At 64.7% G+C, this 16929-nt stretch carries 18 protein-coding genes; 11 read left to right on the forward strand and 7 right to left on the reverse strand.

Going from position 1 to position 16929, the window contains the following annotated elements; genetic code table 11:
• From BEN47_RS07140 to BEN47_RS07150, 3 genes are all read right to left on the reverse strand, one after another.
• Nucleotides 1–591 (reverse strand): calcium:cation antiporter family protein (locus BEN47_RS07140; protein ID WP_498365942.1); only part of this gene is annotated, 591 nt, incomplete at its 3' end.
• 16 nt (nt 592–607) lie between these two features.
• Nucleotides 608–952 (reverse strand): hypothetical protein, encoded by a 345-nt coding sequence (locus tag BEN47_RS07145; protein ID WP_070726691.1) that lies wholly within the window; start codon nt 950–952, stop codon nt 608–610.
• Nucleotides 953–964: 12 nt separating this feature from the next.
• Nucleotides 965–2365, reverse strand: coding sequence for an MBL fold metallo-hydrolase RNA specificity domain-containing protein (locus BEN47_RS07150; protein ID WP_070726693.1), 1401 nt, complete (start codon nt 2363–2365; stop codon nt 965–967).
• A 231-nt stretch (nt 2366–2596) separates the two neighbouring features.
• On the opposite strand from BEN47_RS07150, the gene ppsA reads away from it, so the two are divergent.
• The 6 genes from ppsA (at nt 2597) to BEN47_RS07180 (ending at nt 9250) form a co-directional block, all read left to right on the forward strand.
• Entirely contained in the window at nt 2597–5038 is a 2442-nt protein-coding gene (gene ppsA / locus BEN47_RS07155) for a phosphoenolpyruvate synthase (RefSeq protein ID WP_070726694.1), read from the forward strand.
• Nucleotides 5039–5081: 43 nt separating this feature from the next.
• Complete coding sequence (adhP, locus tag BEN47_RS07160; protein ID WP_070726696.1) at nt 5082–6116, forward strand: alcohol dehydrogenase AdhP; 1035 nt, start codon at nt 5082–5084, stop codon at nt 6114–6116.
• Between the two features lie 53 nt (nt 6117–6169).
• Complete coding sequence (locus BEN47_RS07165) at nt 6170–6928, forward strand: MlaE family ABC transporter permease (RefSeq protein WP_070726698.1); 759 nt, start codon at nt 6170–6172, stop codon at nt 6926–6928.
• A 137-nt stretch (nt 6929–7065) separates the two neighbouring features.
• The gene (locus BEN47_RS07170; RefSeq protein WP_070726699.1) at nt 7066–7842 is read left to right on the forward strand and encodes an ABC transporter ATP-binding protein; all 777 of its coding nucleotides are present in this window, start codon (nt 7066–7068) and stop codon (nt 7840–7842) included.
• Between the two features lie 13 nt (nt 7843–7855).
• Entirely contained in the window at nt 7856–8833 is a 978-nt protein-coding gene (locus BEN47_RS07175) for an MlaD family protein (RefSeq protein ID WP_070726701.1), read from the forward strand.
• A gap of 108 nt (nt 8834–8941) precedes the next feature.
• Nucleotides 8942–9250 carry a phosphoribosylpyrophosphate synthetase gene (locus BEN47_RS07180; RefSeq protein WP_070726704.1) on the forward strand — a complete coding sequence of 103 codons (309 nt, stop codon included), beginning with the start codon at nt 8942–8944 and terminating at the stop codon, nt 9248–9250.
• Nucleotides 9251–9335: 85 nt separating this feature from the next.
• On the opposite strand, the gene BEN47_RS07185 is transcribed toward BEN47_RS07180, so the two are convergent.
• From BEN47_RS07185 to BEN47_RS07195, 3 genes are all read right to left on the reverse strand, one after another.
• The gene (locus BEN47_RS07185; RefSeq protein ID WP_070726706.1) at nt 9336–10325 is read right to left on the reverse strand and encodes a 1-phosphofructokinase family hexose kinase; all 990 of its coding nucleotides are present in this window, start codon (nt 10323–10325) and stop codon (nt 9336–9338) included.
• Nucleotides 10326–10476: 151 nt separating this feature from the next.
• Entirely contained in the window at nt 10477–10911 is a 435-nt protein-coding gene (locus tag BEN47_RS07190; protein ID WP_070726707.1) for a BLUF domain-containing protein, read from the reverse strand.
• A 230-nt stretch (nt 10912–11141) separates the two neighbouring features.
• Nucleotides 11142–11477: a hypothetical protein gene (locus tag BEN47_RS07195; RefSeq protein WP_070726709.1), complete on the reverse strand. Its 336-nt coding sequence runs from the start codon at nt 11475–11477 to the stop codon at nt 11142–11144.
• 172 nt (nt 11478–11649) lie between these two features.
• Here BEN47_RS07195 and BEN47_RS07200 point away from each other — a divergent pair, with 172 nt between their 5' ends.
• From BEN47_RS07200 to BEN47_RS07220, 5 genes are all read left to right on the forward strand, one after another.
• On the forward strand, nt 11650–13260 hold the full coding sequence (locus BEN47_RS07200) for a sensor histidine kinase (RefSeq protein ID WP_070726711.1): 1611 nt from the start codon (nt 11650–11652) through the stop codon (nt 13258–13260).
• A complete protein-coding gene (locus tag BEN47_RS07205; protein WP_070726713.1) occupies nt 13238–14284 on the forward strand; it encodes a response regulator in 1047 nt (348 codons plus the stop codon). Before BEN47_RS07200 ends, BEN47_RS07205 begins: the two co-directional genes overlap by 23 nt.
• A gap of 130 nt (nt 14285–14414) precedes the next feature.
• Nucleotides 14415–14798 (forward strand): hypothetical protein, encoded by a 384-nt coding sequence (locus BEN47_RS07210; protein ID WP_125921558.1) that lies wholly within the window; start codon nt 14415–14417, stop codon nt 14796–14798.
• Nucleotides 14799–14840: 42 nt separating this feature from the next.
• Nucleotides 14841–15158: a cupin domain-containing protein gene (locus BEN47_RS07215; RefSeq protein WP_083322218.1), complete on the forward strand. Its 318-nt coding sequence runs from the start codon at nt 14841–14843 to the stop codon at nt 15156–15158.
• A gap of 141 nt (nt 15159–15299) precedes the next feature.
• A complete protein-coding gene (locus BEN47_RS07220; RefSeq protein WP_070726718.1) occupies nt 15300–16364 on the forward strand; it encodes an AI-2E family transporter in 1065 nt (354 codons plus the stop codon).
• Between the two features lie 161 nt (nt 16365–16525).
• Here the strand turns inward: BEN47_RS07220 and BEN47_RS07225 are convergent, their stop codons facing one another.
• On the reverse strand, nt 16526–16915 hold the full coding sequence (locus BEN47_RS07225; RefSeq protein ID WP_070726719.1) for a group III truncated hemoglobin: 390 nt from the start codon (nt 16913–16915) through the stop codon (nt 16526–16528).
• Between the last annotated feature and the right edge of the window lie 14 nt (nt 16916–16929).

Below are 16929 nucleotides of genomic sequence, written 5' to 3' on the forward strand. Positions count from 1 at the left end.
GCCACCACGCCCGCACTGCTGCGCAACGACACCAGCGCCGGTTCGGCGCTGCGGGCCTTGCACCAGCCCGCCACTGCTGGCCTGGAGGCGGCGGCCGTTCAGGGCCGGGGCCATTTGCTGGCCGTAGCGAAACACCGTGTACATGGCCACCAGGTAGAGGCCCGCCAGCACCACGCTGTAGCCGCCCAGCCAGCCCACCTGCCCAAACGCGCCGGGCTGCAAAAACGCCACCCCCACCACGCCTAACATCAGCACCCCGAAGGCGGCCGTGACCATGTGCTCCAGGCTGGCCGGGGCCGCCACGGCGCGGCGCGGGGCCAGCAAATCGACCAGGGCAATGATGAGAATATTAAACAGGCAGCTGCCCAGCACGTTGCCCACGGCCAAATCGGGCGCGCCCACCAGCGAGGCGGCGCTGTAGCCGGTCAGCAGCTCCGGCATGGAGGTGACGGAGGCCATCAGCACCAGGCCCAGCCAGGCCCGGCTCAGGCCGGTGAGGGAGGCAAGCTGGTCGCCGTACACCGACAGCTTGGTGCCGCTGTAGATGATGACGGCGGCGCAGACTAGAAAGCCCAGGATATCGGTGAACATAGCAGGTGGGGGTAAGCTACGGTTGTTGCACCAGCTGGTAGGCCAGCAGCACCAGGCCAGCCATGTAAATGGAGGTGAAGACCACCTGGTTGTGGCGGGCCAGCCACTCGGGCAGGAAGATGTCGAAGTTGGCCCGGTAGGAGTGGGAGTATTTCCGGGCGAGAATCGTGAGCGGGCAGCGACGGTTGAACAGCAGCAACAACACGCCTTCGGCCAACACCAAGCCGCTGGCCACCCAGGTGTGCGCCGTTATTTTATCCGCCAGCCCACTGTACACCACGTAGCCAATGGCCGCCACGAAGAAGGCCCATACCAGCGTATGAGCCAGTCTTATCAGCAGTAGCTTACCCTTGGCAGTCAATGGCAAACCGCGCTAGATGCCCTCGAACAGCACCGCCTTGTCCAGGTAGTCGGGCACTGTCACATTGGGCCAGTGCTGGTCCTGGCGCAGGGTGTGGGCCAGGGCTTCGGCCGCCGTGGGCTCGCCGTGCACGATGAACGTGTGCTTGGGGGCTTCCTTGAAATTCCCGAGCCAGCGCAGCAGCTCCGAGCGGTCGGCGTGGGCCGAGAGGCCGGTGAGGTGCTCGACGTGGCAGCGCACGGGCACCTGCTCGCCGAACATCTTGATTTCGGTTTCGCCTTCCTGCAGGCGGCGGCCGCGGGTGCCCTCGGCCTGGTAGCCGATGAGCAGCAGCATGTCGGCGGGCCGGGACAGGCGGTGGAAGAGGTGGTGCACGATGCGCCCGCCGGTGCACATGCCGCTGGACGAGATGATGATGGCCCGCCCGGTGAGCTGGTTCAGGCCCTTGGACTCGCGGGATTCGGTGACGAAGCGCACGCCGGGGAAGTCGAACACGTTGCCGTGCCCGAGGCGGTGGGCCGTGGGATGTCGCGGGTACAGGTCCGACACGCGGATGCCCATCGGGCTGTCCACGTACACCGGCACCTGGGGCACGCGGCCTTCCTTAATGAGTTTTTTGAGGTAGTAGAGCAGGGTTTGGGTGCGGCCCACGGCGAAGGCGGCGATGAGCAGCACGCCGCCCCGGTCCAGGGCCGCGTTCACCACGCGGGCCACTTCGGCTTCGGGGTCGTCCACGCGCACGTTCCGGTCGCCGTAGGTGGACTCGACCAGCAGCACGTCGGCGTGGGCGACGGGGGCTGGGTCGTGCATCACCGGGTTGTCGTAGCGGCCCAGGTCGCCGCTGAACACCAGCTGCTTGCGCTGATGTTCGCCCTGCACGGCCAGCTCCACGCTGGCGGAACCCAGAATGTGGCCGGCCTCGCGGAAGGTGAGCGTGAGCGCGCCGTCGAGCAGGATGAGCGGGGCGTCGTAGGCCACGCTTTCCACCAAGGGCAGCATCCGCTCCACGTCCTGCTTGGTGTAGAGGGCCTCGGCGGGGTGGTGCTTGGAGTAGCCTTTCTTGTTGGCGAAAGCGGCTTCTTCTTCCTGGAGCTTGGCCGAGTCGAGCAGCATGATGCTGAGCAGGTCGGCGGTGGGCTCGGTGCAGAAGATGCGGCCCCGGAAGCCGTCGCGCACCAGCTTGGGCAGGTAGCCGGTGTGGTCGATGTGGGCGTGGGTAAGCACGACGATGTCCACGTCGGCGGGCGTGAGCGGCAGTGGCTCGCGGTTGCGCAGGCGCAGCTCCTTCAGGCCCTGGAACAGGCCGCAGTCCACCATTATCTGGTGCTTGGCGGCGTGGTCATCCAGCGTGAGCAGGTATTTGGAGCCGGTGACGCAGTGGGCGGCGCCGAGAAATTGCAGACTAACGTCCATGCGGGGAGGGGGGTGAAAGGGCGGGGCGGAAATGCAGTACAAGACTACGCCCCGTCCGGCGCGCTGCCCATGACAAAAATCAGGGCCCCTGCTAACCTTCGTCATGCCCGCAGTCCGCCCGTAGCGAGTCCTTTGTATGGCGCTGCTGACGCTTAGCCGACGGTCATTATCCGGCCCGATTAACGGCCAGCCGGCCCTTCCTTTTGCTTCATCTTTCCATCCCCACTCCCCATGGCACAAGACGCATTCACCCTGTTTTTTCGGGAACTGACCAACGACAATGTGGCCCTGGTGGGCGGCAAGAATGCCTCCCTGGGGGAGATGTTCAACAAGCTCAACGACCAGGGCATCAGCGTGCCGGACGGCTACGCCACCACGGCCGCGGCCTACTGGCTGTTCCTGGACGAAAACGGCCTGCGCGCGCCGCTGACCGAGCTACTAGCCAGCCTCGACACCAAAGAATTCACCAACCTGCCGGAAGTCGGCGCCCGGGCCCGGTCGCTAGTGCACGGCGGGGTGATGCCCACGGCCGTGGTCACGGCCATCACGGACGCTTACCGGACCTTGCGCGCCGAGTACCCCGAGGACATTCAGGTGGCGGTGCGCAGCAGCGCCACGGCCGAGGATTTGCCCACGGCCAGCTTCGCCGGGCAGCACGACTCGTTTCTGAACGTGCAGGGCGCACACGCGGTGGTGGAAGCCTGCCAGAAGTGCTTTGTCTCCTTGTTCAACGACCGGGCCATCAAGTACCGCGTCCTCAATAAGTTCGACCACATGAGTGTGGCTCTCTCCGTGGGCGTACAAACCATGGTGCGCTCGGATATGGCCTCGGCCGGCGTGGCGTTCACCATCGAGCCTGAAACCGGCCACGACAACCTGATTTACCTGACCGGCAGCTGGGGGCTGGGCGAAAACGTGGTGCAGGGCGCTGTGAATCCCGACGAATACTACCTCTTCAAGCCCTCGCTCCGCAACGGCCACCGCGCGCTCGTCACCAAAAAGCTGGGCGACAAGGCCAAAACCATGCGCTACGCCACCGGCCCGGATGGCACGGCGGCCGGCATCGAAAACACGGACACCCTGCCCGAGCAGCGAACCCTGTTCGTGCTCACCGACGCCGAAGCCGAGCAGCTGGGCCGCTGGTGCCTGCAAATCGAGGAGCACTACAAAATGCCCATGGACATTGAGTGGGCCAAGGACGGCATCACCAATGATTTGTACATCGTGCAGGCGCGGCCCGAAACCATTCACCACGGTAGCCAGGCTTTGCGTCTGCACGAGTTTCACCGCACCCAGGACGGGCCGGTGCTGGCCACGGGCAAGGCCGTGGGCAGTCAGGTGGTGTCGGGCGTGGCCCGCCTCATCGACTCGCCCGCCGACGGCCACCGGCTGCTGCCGGGCGAAATCCTGGTGACGGACAGCACCAGCCCCGACTGGAACGCGGTGCTCAAAAACGCGGCCGTCATCGTGACCAACAAGGGCGGGCGCACCAGCCACGCGGCCATCGTGGCCCGCGAGCTGGGCTTGTCGGCCGTGGTGGGTACGCTCGATGCTACGGCCAAGATTAAGGACGGGCAGCTCATCACCGTGTCCTGCGCCGAGGGCGACGCGGGCCTGGTGTTCGACGGGGCGCTGGCCTGGGAAGAAACCGACCTGGACCTAACCCAAGTGGCGCGGCCCCGCACCAAAGCCCTGCTCATCCTCGCCGACCCCGACCGCGCCCTAACGCTGGCCCGCTACCCCAGCCAGGGCGTGGGCCTGATGCGCATGGAATTCGTGGTGAACAACGCCATCCGCATTCACCCCATGGCCCTGGTCGATTTCGATAAGCTGACCGACCAGCACGCCCGCACCGAGATTGAGCAGCTCACGGCGCACTACGACAGCAAGCCGGAATATTTCGTCGATAAGCTCGCGCAGGCCATTGCCTTCGTGGCGGCGGCCTTCTTTCCCCGCGAAGTCATCGTGCGCCTGAGCGACTTCAAAACCAATGAGTACGCCAACCTGGTGGGCGGCCGGCAGTTTGAGCCGGCCGAGGAAAACCCCATGCTGGGCTTCCGCGGGGCCTCGCGCTACTACAGCGCCGAGTACCGCGAGGGCTTCCGGCTGGAGTGCGCCGCCCTGCGCCGGGTGCGCCTCGACCTGGGCCTGACCAACGTGAAAGTCATGGTGCCCTTCTGCCGCACCGTGGCCGAGGGCCGGCAGGTGGTGGCCCTCATGGAAGAGTTTGGCCTGAAGCAGGGCGAGGAAGGGCTGGAAATCTACGTCATGGCCGAAATTCCGAGCAACGTCATCCTGGCCAAGGAATTTGCCGAGGTGTTCGACGGCTTCTCCATCGGCTCCAACGACCTCACGCAGCTCGCCCTGGGCATCGACCGCGACTCGGCCATCGTCAGCCACTTGTTCGACGAGCGCAACGAGGCCGTGACGCAGCTGCTGGCCCAGGTTATCCAGACCGCCAAGGCCTGCGGCCGGCCCATCGGGCTGTGCGGTCAGGCCCCGAGCGACTACCCGGACTTCGCCAAACTCCTGGTCGAGCAAGGCATCGACAGCATTTCCTTCACCGCCGACGGCTTGCTCAAGGGCCTGGCCAACATGGTGCAGGCCGAGCAGGCGCTGGGGTTGGAGCAGGAAGTGCCCGAAGCGGAAGCAGTAGAGCCAGTCGTTGCCTGATACGGACGGAATTATTCAAAGCCCAAACCAGCAAAGCCAATCCATGCTCCCCACCACCATGAAAGCCGCTGTGGCCCACGCCTACGGCCAGCCGCTGCAAATAGAGCAGGTCCCCGTCCCCGCCGTGGGTCCCGGCCAAATCCTGGTGCAGGTGGCGGCCTGCGGGGTGTGCCACACCGACCTGCACGCCCTCAACGGCGACTGGCCCGTGAAAGCGGCCCTGCCCCTGATTCCGGGCCACGAGGGCGTGGGCACGGTGGTGGCCGTGGGCCCCGGCGTGACGCAGGTGAAGACCGGCGACCGGGTAGGCGTGCCGTGGCTGCACACCGCCTGCGGCCACTGCGAGTACTGCCTCTCGGGCTGGGAAACCCTGTGCCAGGCGCAGCAAAACACCGGCTACTCTGTGCCGGGCAGCTACGCCGAGTACCTGCTGGCCGACCCCGACTACGTGGGGCACTTGCCCGACAACCTCTCGTTTCAGCAAGCGGCGCCCCTGTTGTGCGCGGGCCTGACGGTATACAAGGGCCTCAAAGAAACGGAGGTGAAGCCGGGGCAATGGGTGGTTATCTCCGGCATCGGGGGCCTGGGCCACCTGGCGGTGCAATACGCCAAAGCCATGGGCATGCGGGTGGCAGCCGTGGACGTGCAGGACGACAAGCTGGCCCTGGCGCAGTCCGTGGGCGCCGAGCTGGTGGTGAATGCCGCCACGGCGGACCCGGTGGCGGTTATCCAGGACCAGATTGGCGGGGCCCACGGCGTGCTGGTCACGGCCGCGTCCCAACCGGCCTTTGCCCAGGGCGTGGCCATGCTGCGCCGGCGCGGCACCCTGGCCCTGGTGGGGCTGCCGGCCGGCGACTTCCCCCTGAACATCTTCGACGTGGTGCTGACGGGCAAAACCGTGCGCGGCTCCATCGTGGGCACCCGGCAGGATTTGGTCGAGAGCCTGGCCTTTGCCGCCGCGGGCCAGGTGAAGGTGCATTACCACCTCGACCGGCTGGAAAACATCAACCAGGTCCTGGCCGACCTCGGGGCCGGCCGGGTGGATGGCCGGGTGGTGCTCGATTTCACGGCGGCCTGATTCGGGGCTGGGCCAACCCGGTTACCGCTCAATCCCCTTTCAAGTTAGATAACGTGCTCAAAAGCCCTTTCCTGGCCGAAACCGGCGCCATTGCCCGATTCGCCGGCCGGTTCTTCCGCGAGGGGTTCCGGCCGCCTTACGAGGTGCGCGAGCTGTTGTACCAGTGCTACGCGGTGGGCTACCAGTCCTTGCCGATGGTGGGCATCACGGGCTTCATCATGGGGCTGGTGCTCACGCTGCAAAGCCGGCCCACCATGGCCCAGTTCGGGGCCGAGTCCTGGATTCCGACCATGGTGGGCCTGACCATCATCCGGGAGATGGGGCCGATTATCACGGCCCTGATTTTCGCGGGTAAAATCGGCTCCAGCATCGGGGCCGAGCTGGGCTCGATGCGCGTGACCGAGCAGATTGACGCCATGGAAGTGTCGGGCACCAACCCGTTCAAGTACCTGGTGGTGACGCGGGTGCTGGCTACCACGCTCATGCTGCCGGTGCTCACCGTGCTGGCCGATGGCATCGGCCTCTTTGCCTCTTACGTCGGCATCAACACCAAAGGCACGACCACGCTGGCCCTGTTCACGAACAACATTTTGAGCGGGTTGACTTTCGGCGACGTGCTGCCGGCCGTTATTAAAACCTTCTTCTTCGGCTTCGCCATCGGCCTCATCGGCTGCTACAAAGGCTATCACGCCGAAAAAGGCACCGAAGGCGTGGGCCAGGCCGCCAACAGCGCCGTGGTGGTGTCGTCGCTGGTCATTTTCATTCTGGACTTGCTGGCCGTGCAGATTACCGGCCTGCTGGGCATCAACTAGGATTTTTGCCTATAAATGAACGTCATGCTGAGCTTGTCGAAGCATCTCTACCGCTTCATCAGGGCCGTTCAACGAAGCGGTAGAGATGCTTCGACAAGCTCAGCATGACCGTGCTTTCTTCCAAATAAATTACCTCCATGTTACCTCAAGCGCCGCCAGCCACCGCGAAAGCTTCCGCGCCCGCCGAAGCGGTGCTCACGGTGGACCACGTGAGCAAATCTTTCGGCGACAAGCACGTGCTGCGGGACTTTACCCTGACGGTGCGGCGGGGCGAAAACGTGGTGGTGCTGGGCAAGTCCGGCTCGGGCAAGTCGGTGCTGGTGAAGTGCATCATCGGCCTGCTGCCGGTGGACGAAGGCAGCATCACGGTGCTGGGGCAGGACGTGGCCGCCCTCGACCACGAGGCTATGGACCGGCTGCGGGCCAAGCTGGGGTTTCTCTTCCAAAGCAATGCCCTCTACGATTCGATGACCGTGAGCGAGAACCTGCTCTTCCCGCTGCGTCGGCAGTGGCTGGCCCACACGCCGGCCCAGGAAAAGGACATGGTGCGGCAGGCGCTGGAAGACGTGGGCCTGGCCGACACCGCCGACAAGATGCCGGCCGAGCTGTCGGGCGGAATGCGCAAGCGTATTGCCCTGGCCCGCACCCTCATTCTGCGGCCCGACATCATTCTCTACGACGAGCCCACCACGGGCCTCGACCCCATCACGGCCCGCGAAATCAGCGGCCTGCTGCGCGAAGTGCAGCAGAAGTACAACACCTCGGCCCTTATCATCTCGCACGACATGAACTGCGTGCGCCTCACCGCCGACCGCGTGGCCCTGCTCGTGGACGGCCGCTGCTACGCCGAGGGCACCTACGAGGAACTGGAGCAGCAGGACGACCCCCAAATTCACGAATTTTTTGCCGCCTAACCCAACCCCTGCCATGACTGAACGTCCCGCCAGTAATCATGTGCGCCTCGGCCTGTTCGTGGTCGTGGGCCTGGGCTGCCTGCTGGCGACCCTCTACCTGCTGGGCCGGCAGCAGAACCTGTTCAGCAAAAGCCTGGCCGTGCAGGCCGATTTTCGGAACGTGTCGGGCCTGCTCACCGGCAACAACGTGCGCCTGGGCGGCATCACCGTGGGCACCGTCAAGAAGATTGAAATCATCAACGACACCACCGTGCGCGTGCAAATGAACCTGAACCAGGACAGCCGGGCCTTCGTGCGCAAAAACGCGGTGGCCGTCATCGGCACCGACGGGCTGGTGGGCAACACCATCATCAACCTGATGGCTGGCGTGGGGCCCGCCGCCCCCGTGGACCCCGGCGACCAGTTGCGCACCCGCACCCCGGTGGGCATCGACGCCATGCTCGGCACCCTCGACGTTTCCAATAAAAACCTGGTGGTCATCACCCAGAGCCTGCGCGAAGTGACCGCCAAGCTTAACGGCAGCCAGGCGTTGTGGAACCTGTTGAGCAACGAGCAGCTCACGGCCGACATCAGCCGCAGCGCGCGCAATGCCGCCGTGGCCACGGACCAGCTGCGCAGCGCTTCCACCGACGTGCAGGCCCTGACCCGCGGCGTGCGGGCGGGCCGGGGACCCATCGGCTACCTGCTCCAGGACCAGGAATTTGCGCGCCAGCTGGGCCGCGCCGCGCAGAACCTGGCGGGCACGTCCGACACACTGGCGGCCACCGTGGCCGGCCTGAAACGGCAGGTGGCCACCGGCGGCGGGCCGGCCCAAACGCTGCTTACCGACACCGCCATGAGCGGGCAGCTGCGCCAAACCGTCCGCAACGCCGCGCTGAGCACCCAAAAGCTGGACCAGAGCATGGAGGCGCTGCAACATAACTTTTTGCTGCGCGGCTACTTCCGGCGGCAGGAAAAAAAGAAGGCGCGGGCCGAAGCGAATGAGAAATAAGGGTTCAATTTGCTTTCCGCGCTGCGCAACGCAAGCGCCGAACCCGGCAGCTCGTCTTGAATTGATTCACAGGAATTTTCAACCTCTCGCCTCCTAAAATACATCCAAATGGATACCATGACCACGCTATCGGAAATCACGACCAAGCTAAAAAACGAGGGGTACACCGAAGATTTCAACCTGAAGGATGGCTGCCTGGAATGCCGGGGCAACGTAGTGCAAATATTCCCTGACGATTTTGTAGTCGACAAGCACTACCGGTTCGAAGGGCAGTCGGACCCGGCCGATGAGGCCGTGGTGTATGCCATTTCCTCGCTTAAATACCACCTGAAAGGCATCCTGGTGAATGGCTATGGCATGTATTCCGACCCCCTGACCGACGATATGGTAAAGGCGTTGCGGGAGAAGCCACAGTAACAAAGTAGCTTTAGCTGGCGACCCCCTGCTGGCGCCCCCCTGCTGGCGGATTAAAAGTCCGCGCTACCAAGCATTACAACGACGATTACTTCGGGACTACTGCTTGAATTTCAACTCCCGGACCAGCGGGCACCGCCGCCGGCATGGTTTGCAGCAGCCATTGAAACAGCTTTTCGGCGTCGGCGGCGTGAAACAGCTCGGTGCCGGGGTTCATGGTGGCGGCCGTGCCGCAGGCCACGCCCAGGCGCACGGCCTCGCGCACGGGGCGGCCCTGGCTGAGCGCGAACACCAGCCCGGCCACCATGCTGTCGCCGGCGCCCACGGTGCTTTGCTTTTTCACGGCCGGGGCGGCGATGTGCTCCACCACCTCGCGCGTAACCAGGCAGGCCCCGACCGGCCCCAGCGACACGACCACGATTTCGCACCGGCCCTGGGCGATGAGCGCCTGCGCCGCCGCAGCGGCCGAAGCACTGTCGAGGGCGGGTACGCCGGCCAGCCGGGCCAGCTCGCCCAGGTTGGGCTTGAGCAGGTACACGCCTTCGGCCACGGCGCTACGCAGGGCTTCGCCCGAAGTATCCACGATTAGCCTGGCACCAGCCTGGCGAGCCCAGCGGGCCACGTCGCCCATGAACGCCGGGGCCACGCCCTGGGGCAAGCTGCCGCTGACCACCAGCACGTCGGGCAGGGGCGCGAGGGCGTCTAGCGCGGCCAGCACCTGCGCCTGCTCGGCGGCCGTGACGGTGGTGCCGGGCATCCCGAAGCGGTACTGCTGGTTGGTGGAGGCGTCCACTACGGTCAGGTTTTCGCGGGTCCAGGCGGCGGTGGGCACGGGGTGCGCAGCCAGGCCCTCGCGCGCCATTAGCTGCTGGAGCACTTCGCCGGGCGGGCCGCCGGCCACGAACACGGCCCGCGCCTGCAGCCCTAGGCGTTGCAGGCCCCGCGCTACGTTGATACCCCCGCCGCCGGGCTCTACCGTGGGCGGCGCACATTGCAGCTTTTGGTCGGGCACCAGCTGGGGCACGCTCGTGCTTTTGTCAATGGCCGGGTTCAGGGTGAGGGTGACGACGTAAGGCATAGAGTGAGGCGGGGCGGTGTGGTGAAAATCTGAACGATGTAGGGCGGGGCTTAGCTACACTGTCCTTTGGTTGCCCCCGCCCGTCGTTGCACGACCATCGTTGAGGCGGCGCAGACGGCGGGCGGGTCAAGTCCCGTCCCTATATCGTTCTCTAACAGGCGGTTTTGGTTTCCACGAAGTCCAACAGCCGCTCCATCAATTCGGGGCGAATGGTGGGCTTGGGGCCGTGGCGGGTCGGTGGGTTCAATGCGCCGCTTTGCAGCAGCTCGTGCAGGTCCGCCGCCGATGCGAGCCGAAAGCCCATGCTCCAGTCGGCGAAACTACGTTCCGCGCAACCTCCTTCCCCGAGCACCTGGCACTGGCAATGCCGCGGGTCAGACAGGATGTGCTGATAGTAAAGCTGCCGCACGTCGGCATCTTCGCCTTCCAGGATTTGCAGGAAACGGTCGTCGGATGAGTGCAACAGCAAGCCCGTGACATGTATCTTCCGGTTGTGGGTGCGGGCCTGCTGCAAGAGCGCCGCCAGCTCGGCGTCGGAGAACGACACAACGGCCCGGCTTTGGTAAATGAGGTGATAGAGGCCCATAAAGACGACAAGGAAATTGAACGACAACCTCCCGTACGAATGCTGTAGGCAACCGCCTGACCTGAAGGGAACTGGCAGAGAAACAGGATGCTTTGGCCATCTCCTGCTTGTTTCTCAACGGAATTGGCGGCGAATAGATGCCCGTTGCGGAGCAAACTGCCGGCTGAAGGGCGACACCGACGCTGGCTTTCACTGAAATCGCTGATTCTAACCAGCAGAAAAACCAACCGCTATTCAGCGACCACGCCCGCCGGCCCAAGCTTGCTCAGCAGCCGCGGCACCATGCCCGCGCCCTCGGGCAGGCCGCCCTCGCGCAGCAGCTCCACGCCTTGTTGCATGAGCACGAAGCAGGGCAGGTCGGTGGCGTGGAAGCTGCGCACCACCACGGGATGACTCAGCTCATCCACCGTCAGCACCCGGATGGCCGCGCCCAACTCCCGCTGCAAGGCCGCCAGCGCCGCCAGGGTGGCCACCCGCACCTGCGGGGCCGTGCCCACGGGCGGCAGCAGCACCAGCAGCATGGCGGCATCGGCGGACTGTGGCGGTGGAAGGGGAGTGGCTGTCATCGGACCTGGGGTAATCAAGTGGCTGCAAAATTATCGTACGGGAGGAGCGGGCCGTATGATGCCCATCAGGCGGAGAAATGACAATTATCAGGTTCGGGCAGATTAATGCCGACCTTTCCGGAACGCGGGCCGACGGGCCACTCACCCAACTGCGCCGGCCTACTCCATTCCCATGCCACCAAGTCCTTCTTCCAGCGTCCTGACCGAGCTGCTGTACACACAGGCCAAGGAATTCTTTGGGCTCTACGACCCGGCCCTGGGCTGGTTTACGCAGGTGAACCCGGCCGGCGTGCGCCTGCTGGGCTACCCTTCGGAGGAAGTTTTCCTCGCCGACCCCGACCACTCGCTACGCTCCCCGCCCTGGACCGGCGCGCAGTGGAACGCCCTCTGCGAGCAGGCCCGGCGCGACGGCCACCAGGCCGTGGAAGCGGAAATCCGCCACCACACCGGCCAGGCCTTCAGCGCCTACCTGGAGCTGACCTACTTCCAGGACGGCGAGCGGCCGTTCTTCCTGATTCACATCACCGAGCAAAGCCGCCTGCAACAGGCCGAGCGCGAGCTGGCCCACAGCGTGCGGCGCTTTGAGGCCGTGTTCACCAACGCCACCATCGGCATCATCGTCTGCGACCGGGCCGGCGACATTGTGTCGGCCAACGGGCTGGCCGGGCAGCAGTTTGGCTACCCGCCGGCCGAGCTGCTGGGCCAGCGCATTGAAGTGCTGGTGCCCGACGCCGCCGGTCGGCACCACCAGCAGCTGCGCGAGAGCTTCAACGCCCACCCGCAAGTGCGCGGCATGGGTCACAACCGCGTGCTGCTCGGCCAGCGCCGGGACGGCACTGACTTCCCCGTGGAAGTGAGTTTGAGCTACTTCCACCTCGACGAGGAGCTGTACGTGGTGGCCTACGTGCTCGACGTGACGGCCAAGCACGACGCCGCGCAGGAGCTGGTGGCCCAACACCAGCGCGTGGCCCGCCTCAACGCCGACCTGGAGCAAAAGGTAGCCGACCGCACCCACGCCCTGATGATTACGCTGGAGCAGCTGGAAAAGCGGGGCCAGGAGCTGGCCCAGGCCCTGGCCGCTGAGCAGGAGCTGGGCGAGATGAAGTCGCGCTTCGTGAGCATGGCCTCGCACGAGTTCCGCACGCCCCTTACCGGCGTACTCACCTCGGCCGAGCTGATTGCCGACTACGCCCAGGGTCCGCAAAAGGAGAAGCAGCTGAAGCACGTAAACCGCATCCGCTCCTCGGTGAAGCACCTGAACGACATCCTGGAAGAATTCCTGTCGGTGGGCCGCATTGAGGAAGGCCGGGTCGAGGCGACCCCGGCTACGCTGGATATGGCGGTGCTGCTGGGCGAAACGGTGGCCGACGTGCAGGGCTTGCTCAGGGCCGGCCAGCGCATCGAGTGCGACGCGGAATGCGCCGGCCTCATCCGGCTCGATGCCTCGCTGCTGCGCAAAATCTTGGTCAACCTGCTGTCCAACGCCATCAAGTATTCCGGCGAAAACACCGTCGTCCACGTCCGCGCCGCGTGCCAGGACCGGCAGCTCACGCTCACGGTGGAGGACCAGGGCGTCGGCATTTCCCGGGAAGACCAGGAACACCTGTTCGAGCGGTTTTTCCGGGCCCGCAACGTGAGCACCGTGCCGGGCACCGGACTCGGGCTCTACATCATTGCCAAGTACTTAGAGCTGATGGGGGGCACCATTGCCCTGCACAGCGAGCTGAACGTGGGCACCACCGTCACCATCACCATCCCCTATGAAAACCATTCTGTTGATTGAGGACGACCAGATTATCCGCGAGAACACGGCCGAGCTGCTCGAAATGGCCGGCTTTGCCATGCTCACGGCCGAAAACGGCCAGCTGGGCGTGGCGCAGGCCCTGGCCACCAAGCCCGACCTGGTGATTTGCGACATCATGATGCCCGTGCTCGACGGCTACGGCGTGCTCCAGATATTCAACCAGAACGCGCAGCTGGCCGGCGTGCCCTTCATCTTTTTAACGGCCAAAACCGAGCGCACCGACCTGCGCCGCGGCATGGAGCTGGGCGCCGACGACTACCTCACCAAGCCCTTCGACAAGGCCGAGCTGCTGAGCGCCATCACCGGCCGCCTCAACCGCTTCCAACACCTCAAGCCCGAGTACGACTTGCAGCAGGGCGGCCTGGGCGAGTTCCTGGACGATGCCCGCGCCGTGGGCAAGCTGCACAGCCTCTCGGCCGACCGCAAAATCCACCTCATCCGCAAAAAGCAGGACGTGTACCTCGAAGGCGACGAGCCCACGCGGGTGTATTTCGTGCAGGCCGGCCGGGTGAAAACCGTGAAAACTACCGACGCCGGCAAGGAGCTGATAACCGGCTTCTATGGCCCCGGCGAGTTCTTCGGCTACCTGCCGCTGTTGCAGCACACCGCCCACCCCGACTCGGCCGTGGCCGTCGATGACTCGGAACTGGTGTACATTCCCAAGGACGACTTCACGCAATTGCTGCTGCGCAACCCCGAAGTGGGCCAGCAGTTCATCCGCCTGCTGGCCGGCCGGGTGAGCGAGCGGGAAACGCAGCTGTTGGCCATGGCCTACAGCTCCATTCGCCGCCGGGTGGCCGACACCCTGCTGCGTCTGCACGAGCAGGCCGGGCCGGACGGCGGCATTCAGCTCTCGCGCGACGACATGGCCGCGATGGTCGGCACGGCCCCCGAGTCGCTGATTCGGACCCTGAGTGAGTTCAAAGCCGACGGGCTGATTGAGCTGACGCCGAAAACCATCCGGGTGCTGGAGGCTGAGAAGCTGCGCCGGGCCCGGTGGTAGGGTAGTTGTCGCTGCTACGGCACGTTTCGCCGGCTGCTGAGGGCCACGGCTTGGGCTGATGAAGCTCATGCCGGCGGGTGAGGTTTGTCATGTGGGGGCCGAAAAGGGGCCGGTAGTTTTGGGCCATCCAATGGGAGCCCGCCGAAGCGGGTTTCCGGACCATCTGGAACCTGTTTCGACGGGCACCATTGCTCACCAGCCCATGACGCAGGAATTACAATTCGACCTGGAGAACAACGCCAAGGAGTGGCGGGCCCTGTCGCTGTCCATCTCCTCGGCGGAGCGGGCATCGTTCGGCAACCTCCACGACCGTTTTTTTACGCGCTACGGGCCGAACTTCATGGCCCATGTGTACCGCACGGCTATGGAGGAGGTGCTGCCGAGCCTGCCGGATGCCGCCCGCAGTCAGCTTCTGGATGCCTTTCAGCAGGCTATGGATGAGGCTATTCAGAAGCAGGCTTATGCCCTGCCCACGCTGTCGGACTGCGCGTCCTGCCACTCCCATAAGTTCTGACGGCTTCGGTTCGCTTTCTCAACAATTATAATCCTGTTTCCAATGACATTGACTTACCCACCCCTGAGAAGCGGCAGCCTGCTGGCGGGCAGCCACCTCGCCGCCGGCGAACAAAAATCCCTGGTACTGCTGGAGAAAAACGGCCAGAAGGTCATCTACAAAACCTTCGCGGCCGGCGAAGTCATGCCCACCCACCACGCCTCTGTCGACGTGTTGGTGGCCGTGCTGGCCGGCCGGCTCATCATCACCCAGGAAGACGTACCGACTGAGGTAACGGCCGGTGACTACGTCATCATCCCAAGCGGTGCGCCGCATTCGTTGCACTGCCTGGAAGCCGCCCGCATTCTGATATATCGGTAGGCGCCAAGCCAGCTTTATTCCCAATCCAGGGAACTCACCAACAAGCGCAAAGACGGCACCATCCTCCACCTGAAAGTGGGCGAGCACATGATGATGAACGGCAAAATGATGCGCAACCCCAGCTTCAAAAAACGCCTGTAAATGACCAGCCCGCCCCCCAACATTTACACACCGTACCAGCGGCACCTGCTGCTGATTGTGGCGCTGCTGGCGCTGGGCGGCCTCGTGGTCGTGGGGCTGGCTAGCTACGTATCGGCGTTTCTGGGTGCGGGCATTTTGTACGTGGCGCTGCGGCCCTGGTTCACGGCCCTAGTGCACCGGCGCGGCTGGAACCGGCAGCTGGTGACGGTGGGGCTGCTGGTTTTTACGGTGGTGGTCCTGCTCGTTCCCTTCTACGCCCTCAGCGCCATGCTTTTTGAGCGGCTGCGCAGCATTGGGCAGTACACCGAGCAGGTGGTGGCAGTGGTGCGCCGGCTGGAGCGGCTGACCGGCTACACGTTCAGCAGCGAGCAAAACGTGCGGACCCTGCTGGGCCAGGCGGCCGGCGCCGTGAGCCGCTGGCTGCCCACGCTGGCCGGCAGCGTGCTGCACCTGGCCGTGGTGGTGGGGCTGCTGCTGTTCAGCCTGTATTTTCTCTTCGTGCAGGAAGAAGCGTTTCTGCGCAACCTGCGCCGCTACCTGCCCTTCCGGCCCGATACCCTCGACCAGCTCCAGGACGCGCTGCAAAACAACGTGCAGGCCAACGTGCTGGGGCAGGTGCTGATTTCGGCGGTGCAAGGCCTGCTCACGGGCCTGCTGCTGTGGACATTCGGCGTACCCGACCCGGTGTTCTGGGGCGCCATTGGGTTTTTCGTGGCCTTCATTCCGGTGCTGGGCACGCCCCTGGTCTGGGGGCCGGCGGCGCTTTACCAGTTTGCGCAGGGGGCCACCGGACAGGGCGTGGGCATCCTGCTGGTGGGTTTCGTGGTGGTGATGAACGTGGACAACCTGCTGCGCATCGTGCTGGCCAAGCGCATGGGCCACATCCACCCGCTCGTGACGCTGGCGGGCGTAACGCTGGGCGTGGGCCTGTTTGGCATCATGGGGCTGGTGATTGGGCCGCTGCTGCTCTCCTACCTCGGGGTGCTGCTGGAAGTGTTTGCCGAAGAAAACCGCCGGACACGGGCCACCGAAACCACCGAAGCACCAGCATCTCTGGCGGCTTAATCGCCCCGCGGGTTGCGTGTTAACCTCCGCCCAGCGCCCGTCAAAAAGCTCCTAAAGGTATATTAGGGTGATTTTATATTACTTGTTAACCTCCGCCCAACGCCCGCACGCTTTTCGATAGTGCCTGGCATCCTGTCATAATCCCCCTCACCAAGTCGTAATCACACCAACGAAAGCGGGTTGGGTTCGCGCAAGCGGTGCTCAAACAGGGTGGCAATGCTCCGGGCGCGCACCTTGGCTTCCTCCGCCTTGGGGCCGGCGAATAGCTCATCTACCGTCGCCTCGAACAAAGCCAGCCAGCGCTGAAAGTGGGCGGCCGCAATGGGCAGCGGCAGGTGCTTGGGAAAGGGCCGACCGTGGTAGCGCGTAGTGCCCAGCAGCAGGCTGCTCCAGAAATCAACCATCACGGGCAGGTGCCGGGGCCAGTCGACGTGCGCAAAGTCATTGAACACCGGGCCCAGCAGCGCGTCCTGCCCAACTTTGGCGTAGAACCCATCAACGAGCAGCCGGATGTCGGCTTCGGAAGCAATGTCGGGCCTGGGGTTGGTCATGGCTGGTATAGCGG

The sequence above is a fragment of the Hymenobacter lapidarius genome (assembly GCF_001816145.1).
Classification (GTDB): Bacteria; Bacteroidota; Bacteroidia; order Cytophagales; family Hymenobacteraceae; genus Hymenobacter; species Hymenobacter lapidarius.